Annotated in this window: 4 protein-coding genes; 3 read left to right on the plus strand and 1 reads right to left on the minus strand. The window is 61.3% G+C overall.

The window, feature by feature from the left end; genetic code table 11:
* Together M3461_00595 and M3461_00600 are read left to right on the plus strand one after the other, a co-directional pair.
* A partial coding sequence (locus M3461_00595) for a succinylglutamate desuccinylase/aspartoacylase family protein (GenBank protein MDQ3772982.1) occupies window positions 1-332 on the plus strand: 332 nt, incomplete at its 5' end.
* 111 nt (window positions 333-443) lie between these two features.
* On the plus strand, window positions 444-704 hold the full coding sequence (locus M3461_00600; protein MDQ3772983.1) for a hypothetical protein: 261 nt from the start codon (window positions 444-446) through the stop codon (window positions 702-704).
* Between the two features lie 192 nt (window positions 705-896).
* On the opposite strand, the gene M3461_00605 is transcribed toward M3461_00600, so the two are convergent.
* The gene (locus M3461_00605; GenBank protein MDQ3772984.1) at window positions 897-1,190 is read right to left on the minus strand and encodes a hypothetical protein; all 294 of its coding nucleotides are present in this window, start codon (window positions 1,188-1,190) and stop codon (window positions 897-899) included.
* 91 nt (window positions 1,191-1,281) lie between these two features.
* Here M3461_00605 and M3461_00610 point away from each other — a divergent pair, with 91 nt between their 5' ends.
* Window positions 1,282-6,660 (plus strand): hypothetical protein, encoded by a 5,379-nt coding sequence (locus M3461_00610; GenBank protein MDQ3772985.1) that lies wholly within the window; start codon window positions 1,282-1,284, stop codon window positions 6,658-6,660.
* Window positions 6,661-6,892 lie beyond the last annotated feature (232 nt).

Consider the following 6,892-nt stretch of genomic DNA (forward strand, 5'->3'; position numbering starts at 1 on the left):
CTCTGGAGGGCCGCTCGAGCGGCTGGGTACGGGCACCGCAGAGCGGCATCCTGCGCACGCTCACCCCGCTCGGGGCCAGGGTAGAGGCACATCAACGCCTGGGCGTCGTGGCCGACCCCTTCGGCGAACGTGAGGCCGAGGTCCACACCCCCACCACCGGCATCGTGATCGGCCGCATCAATCTACCGCTCGTCAACGAGGGCGAGGCCCTGTTCCATATCGCGCGCCTCGAACCGGGTGCGGAGGCCGGCGCCGAGACCCTGACGACGCTCATCCCCGACCTCGAAGAGGCGCGTGCCACGGAGACCCCGACGGAGCCGCCGCTGGGGTAGGGATGCCGAATCGACAGCGCCGGCGCCGGCCTCAATCGACCTCCCTTTGCCCGCGCGGTCCGGATGCCACCGTCGTTTGCAGGGAATACAGGAAACCCCTGAGCTGGTCGTATGAAAGCGACGATCGAAATCCCCGACGACCTGTACCGTCAGGTGAAGGCCAGGCCGGCGTTGCAGGGCCGAACCATCCGCGAGGTCACGGAGAGGCGGTACCGGGACTGGCTGTCGGAGGACGGATCCCAAACGGCACGGGTGGCGGGCGACTGGGTGGCCCAATGGCTACAGCACAGCATCCCGGCGGACCCACCGGGGCCGACCGCGCGCGAGATCGTGGAGGAAGGCCGCAATCGCCTGGGGGGCCGCGCGTGTTGACCGTTGACGCGAACGTCTGGATCGCGGCGCTCGATCCAGGCGATCCGAAGCACGACGACCCTCCGGTTCCTACAGGTGGCGCGCGACCGGGCAATATCGCTTCTCGGCCCTGCACTGCTCCTCGTCGAGACGGCCTGTGCGCTGGCGAGGTGGCGCAACGATCCCGACGCGGGGTTGTCGGCGGCAATGACCCTACGCGAGCTCCAAGTGCTTCCGCTCATGTCCTGGAAGCGGAAGCGCTCGAATTAGGCGCGCGCCGGCGGTTACGGGGAGCAGACGTACGCCGCGGTAGCGGCCCGCGACAACGCCCGTGTCCTGACCTGGGACCTCGAGTTGCTCGCGCGCGCCGGGCGTCAGACCCCGGAAGATTGGCTCGCAGTCGACGGCTGAGGACAGAATGCCGTGGACCTTGGAGCGCTGGCGCCCGACGAGGGAGCCGTTGGTAAAGAAACCCTCGGGAATCGCAAGGAATGCAGCTTTTCGCATCCCAACAAGATCGAAATCGCGAGAAGGTCGAGCCGGTGATAAACTGTTCAGCCGAGTCACCAAGAGGTCATATGACTGCCGGAGCTATCAATTGACCAGCGATAATGGTGACGGCGCAGCCGGCACGTCGTCTGAACTCACCGGCGGCGCAGGATACACATACGAAGACACCGTCGTGGCGTACTACCTGACCGCTCTGCTGCGAGAGGAAAACGCCGCGGGCCAGGCCGGGCATGTAGCGCGTGTTGCGGTTCAGCAAGCTTCTCAGGGCGAGCCACTCGATGACGTCATCGTCGACACGATCCTGGAAGGCGCCTCTCGGCGGCTCAGCCTGGAAGTAAAGCGAAGCCTCACCATCAGCGCGGCAAAGAGCAATGCTGATTTCCGGGAGATCATTCAGCGTGCGGTCAGAACACGCGCGAAAACCGATTTTAGAGTCGGCGATGATCGGTACGGCTTCGCTGTCGAGCATGTCGCTGGCGGCAAATTCAGGAGTCTGAACCGGCTGATCGAATGGGCCAAAAGTAGCCCTACCGGCACCGATTTCGAGGCGCGCTTCGCCGCAAGCGGCGCGGCTAGCAATGCGGACAAAACCCTCCGGGAAGAGCTGAGGACTCTCATTGCGCCGTCGACTGCGGACCAGGAAGCGGATTTCTATCGCCACTTCGTCGCATTGCGCCTCGACGGGTTCGATCAGAATGGGCCGCGTTATGCAGAGTCCGTCAATCGCCTTTCGGACTTGCTCGCTGCGGACGCCGCACAATCCGGCGCCGCGTTGTTCTCCGCTCTCTGCCACGAGGCGCGACTTGGTGCGGCCCCTAGGAAGATATGGACCCTTCCTACTCTTCTCGGCAAGCTCAAAGATAGGTTCCGGCTGAAAGCCGCACCCTCCTACGCCCACGATCTTTCCGTGTTCCGTGAGCTTGCGGCCCGCGCTGTCAGCGACATTTCTCCGGACATTGACGGCGTTCACATCCATCGAAATGCCCTGGCGACGCGAGTGCGCGATCGCCTGGCGGCGCATCGCTTCGTCAATATCAGCGGCCTTCCGGGAAGTGGGAAGTCAGTCGTTCTTCGAACCGTGATCGAAGAGATGATGACGACTGGCCCCGTAATCGTACTCAAGTCCGACCGGCTCTCCGGCAGCGATTGGCGGAGTTTCGCGACGGACCTTGGTCTTCAACACAAGGACGCCGGCCTTTTGCTCGCTGAGATCGGCGCGACGGGCTACCCAGTCCTCTTCATTGACGGCATCGACCGTATCAAACCGACCCAGCGCAAGATCGTCACCGACCTTCTGCACAAGCTTGAAACCGAACCGGCGCTTGCCCTTTGGAAGGTCTTGGCGACGTCGAGAGACCAGGGTCTTGAAGCTCTCCGGGCATGGATTCCTGTTCGCTTCTTTCGGGAGACGGGCGTCGGCGATGTTTCCGTTTCTTTTCTCAACGATACGGAGGCGGAAGACCTCGCCAAAGCGAAGCCTGTGCTGCGCGCCTTGCTCTTCGGCGCTCCCGCCATCCAGGAAATAGCTCGGCGTCCCTTCTTCGCCTCGGTCCTCGCCGAGGGCTTCGCGGGCGCCGGAATCTCCGGCGACACCGCCCCCGGATCCGAAAGCGAATTGATCGCCGCCTGGTGGCGGGGTGGCGGCCATGATGCCGAGGAAGGCACGGCTTTCCTCCGACAACGCGCCCTCCTCGATCTCGCCGAAGCCGGCGCCGGCAATCTCGGCAAATTTATCGCCGTTCGCGACCTCGCGCCCGAGACCAAAACACAAATCTCAGCTCTTCGAGGTGATCGCATCATCCGTTCGGTCGAAGAAGGTCATTCGCTCTCCTTTACTCACGATATCTATTTCGAGTGGGCGTTCTTCCGCTTGCTGATTGATAAGGGCGAGACGTGGCCGCAGGCTCTGTCTGCAGCGGGCGAGCCGCCGCTTCTCGCGCGGATCGTGGCGCTCCTGTCTCAACATGCGATCACCCGCGGTCCCGGCTGGGCTGATGCCTACCGCGCGTTGGAGGCCGAAGAGCTTCGCCCCCAGTGGAAGCGGGCCTGGCTGACCGGCCCCCCATCAAGTCCGCATTTCGTCAATCATTTAAGTGAATTCCAAATGCTCCTCGCCGCGGACGATTACCTGCTTCTCCAGAAATTCCTGGTCTGGTTCCAAGCGGAGCATACGATCCCCAATCCGGTTGTGCTGAAACATTCGCGGGCGGATGTCGACGGGGCCAGTCTCGTGCGCATGGCGGACTTACTTGGCTGGCCTTCCGACTTTGCTACCTGGAAGCGCGTTCTGGACTGGCTGTCGTCGCTTGCTCCGACTCTGCCCGCCCGGCTGATCCCCAGCGTCCTAGAGATCTTTAAGGTCTGGCAAAATGCCGTCGCGGACCTAAGGAACGACATGTCCGAGCGGATCATCATGCTCTGCAACGAGTGGCTGATCGATCTGGAAAGCGTCACATATCGCGACCACTTCTCCATGGACTACGGTCGCTGGCAGGAACTCGCCAACGAGACGAGATCGGCGTTGGAAAGCAACCTTTGCCTTATGATCCTGCGAGCCGCGCGTACTTATTCGGATCCAGCAGTTGCCTTATCTGATCGCGCCATCTCAAATGACCGGATGCGGCAGAAAGCCTACGAGGAACTCATAGGCTTCTCTCCGATCCTCGCGAGCGTATCGCCAGAAAGGCTCGCCGCACTCGCCCGCGCTGAACTCATCGAGATCCTGCCGAAGGATGAGATCGAGCAAGAGCAACGGGACTCAGAGCGGCACTACGCGTTGCTTCGGAAAATTCGCGACAAGCCCGAAGAGGAGCGCTCCGAACACGAACGAAGGATTTTGTCTGCTCCAACGTTGATCAGGGGCGATACCACCTTCGATCTCGATGATCTCGCCATCGATAAGTACCATCGAGCATACTTTCCGCCTTCGCCGTTGCACGAACCGTTCGGCAGTCTCTTCAAGGTAGAGTCCGATTTGGCGCGCGCCCTGGTTCGCGACTTGTCCAATCACGCTATGGAGGCTTGGCGACAGATCCACGAGATCAACAAATCGTCTCTTGGGACCCCGATACCCCTGGACTTGGACTTTCCGTGGGGCCGTCAGCGATTTTGGGGCGATTGGCGTGTCTATAATTGGTTCAAAGGCCAGCTGTCATCGCAACCGCTTGAGTGCGCCTTCCTGGCGCTTGCCTATTGGGCACATCAAGAGCTTGACGCCAGCCGTCCCGTCGATGAGATCATCAGAGACGTCGTCGAAGGCCATGAATGCTGGGCCGTTCTCGGGATCGCGGTGTCCCTCGCGCTCGAGATGATGCATGCCTCGGAAACCGTTCTGCCGCTCACAACCTGCCAGCGGCTTTGGCATGTAGACCTTACCCGGATGACCCAGGAAAATCAGGCGGAGATCGACTTATTTGGTCTCGATCTAAAGCAGCGCCTCTCGGCCGATAAGGCCGCGGCTCTTTCTTATCTCAAGGGGCGTAAGAGCCGGTTCCGCGAGGTCCGGGATCTCGCGGTACTCTTTGCACTGCATGCGGACGATAAGCTTAGGCAACGGTTCAGATCGGCGCTCGCGGCTTTTCCTGATGAGCTGCCATACTTCGTTGAAGAAGAGCGCTTCAGTGAAGGCCGAACGCAGTCGCTTCTTGAAACCGCGCGGATTTGGGCAGGTTGGGGCGATGCTGCGAACTACCGGGCCCGCAACCTTCCCAAAGATCTCAAGGTGCAAATCATCGAATATCAGGCGCCCGAGGCGCTGCCGGATGAAGTCCAAGATCGCCTAACTACGAACGCGCTCAGTCTTCAGGACTGTAGCGTGATGGCCTGGGCCACGAAGTCCCTTGAAGCCGGTGCTCTCGAGCCGAACATCGATGTCGCTGCGGCGCTGGACCATGTACGGTCTCGCGACGCGCCGGACCTATTTGACGTGATTGCGGAGCCTGGCACTGGCGCCCGTCAAAGCGCGATCTCTGCCACCGCCGCCCTTGTCGTCTGGTTCGGGGGAGTATGCGGCGAGCAAACGGACTGGGCGTGGGATGTATTGGCTCGAGTGGAGGGCATGAAAGAGCCAGAAGGCTCACGGGCTGGTTCAAATAATCCGTGGCATCCCAGTTTGCATCTTGTCGCCGCCTTGCGCCACGACCTTCGCCAAGACGCGCCGAACGGGGGTTCAGCCGAACGACTACTTCGACTCGCATGTCATCCCCACGATCAGGTCGCCGCTTCCGCGCTCGCCGCCCTCCTCAGTCTTTTCGATCGGGATCTCGCTTGGGCCGCCGCGGGCCTCGCCTCAGACCTCTTCATCACCCATGTGGCCGAAATGGATGATGAAGGAACCTGCGATACCAGCCAAAACGAAGCGGCCCGGAACACAGCCCTTGAGTCCTCCTTAACCCGATACGCATCCCGCCAAATTGAGCCGCTCACCGCCCTGCCTCCCGCTTGGGTGCAGGCGCCGCCACGACACCGGTTCCGGACGGGCAGCCGTCACGAGGAGCCGGTCTGGCGCGAACCGGACGTGTTTTTCAATCACCACATTGCAGAACGGATCGTCCGTTCATTCCCCGTAGAAGCCTGGTGCGCGTCGTCCGAGTTCAGGCCCCTATTCCTGTCCTACCTCGATCAACTCACCGCTTGGACGGCTTCGAAACTCGCCCCGGATTGGCGCGACGAAGATGACCGCCGCCACGGTCGTGATCGCGCCGATCTCAATCATTGGCCGATGCAGCTCGCCGACCTCATCGCGCGATCGGCGCCCTTCCTTTCCTCCGATACGGTTATCGAACGGTATCTGAAGCCCTTCAGCAAGGCGCCTGACGACGCTGGCCTCGCCATCATTGCGGATGTCGCAGAGATGACGACCTGCCGTCATGTCTATGACGCCGAGACCGTCAGCGACGGCACTATCGCATTACTCGATCATTGCCTTGACCGGCTCTTGAGCGATCGCGTCTTCGACCCGAAGGGCTACCGCGCCGGCGAAGTCCACGGCTTCGAGCTACCGCCCCTCATCAAATCGCTCTTCTTCGTCTCCGTGGAGAAGGCAACCGGCGCGACGCGGTTCGCCAATGGCGATTGGACCGATCTGCCGCGGGTGATGCCTCTCATCGACAAACTTGTCCGCCACGCCGGCTGGGCGCCCTTCGTTATGGATACGTTTCTGACCCTGTGCGAGCGCGCGGGCGCCGCCTATCCGATCGACGCCTTTGCCGATCAAGCGGCCGAAGCGCTCAAGGCCTTGGGGCAATCCCGAGCTAGCTGGACTGGCCTCATGCTGCCAGCCCGACTTTCGGGCATGGTTCAGATCCTCGCCGATGCAAACTATCCGCTGACCGCTGATCAAGCGCGGCACCTCCTAACTGTCCTTGACGGGCTGATTGAGCTTGGTGATCGCCGGAGCGCCGCACTCGAGCAGTCCGAGGCATTCCGCAATACGCAGAGGTCGCCAACCCGCTCCTCCACACGCTGATACGGTTCAGAGCGATTGCCGAGTTCCGCTTTTTGGTATCGGCAAACCGAACTCGATCCGATCCGCCGTTCAATGCTACGACCGCTTCGGCCCCGACACAGCCATCTAGCCCAGGTTTAACAGGCTATCCCCCTTTTTCGTGACTTTCTGCGAATAAACTTCAATAGAATCAACGGACGGATCTGGAAATGCTGTTTGTAGTGCCATAATATTGTAGTAAGGTATTGATTTC

The sequence above is a fragment of the Pseudomonadota bacterium genome (genome assembly GCA_030860485.1).
In the GTDB taxonomy this organism is placed as follows: domain Bacteria; phylum Pseudomonadota; class Gammaproteobacteria; order JACCXJ01; family JACCXJ01; genus JACCXJ01.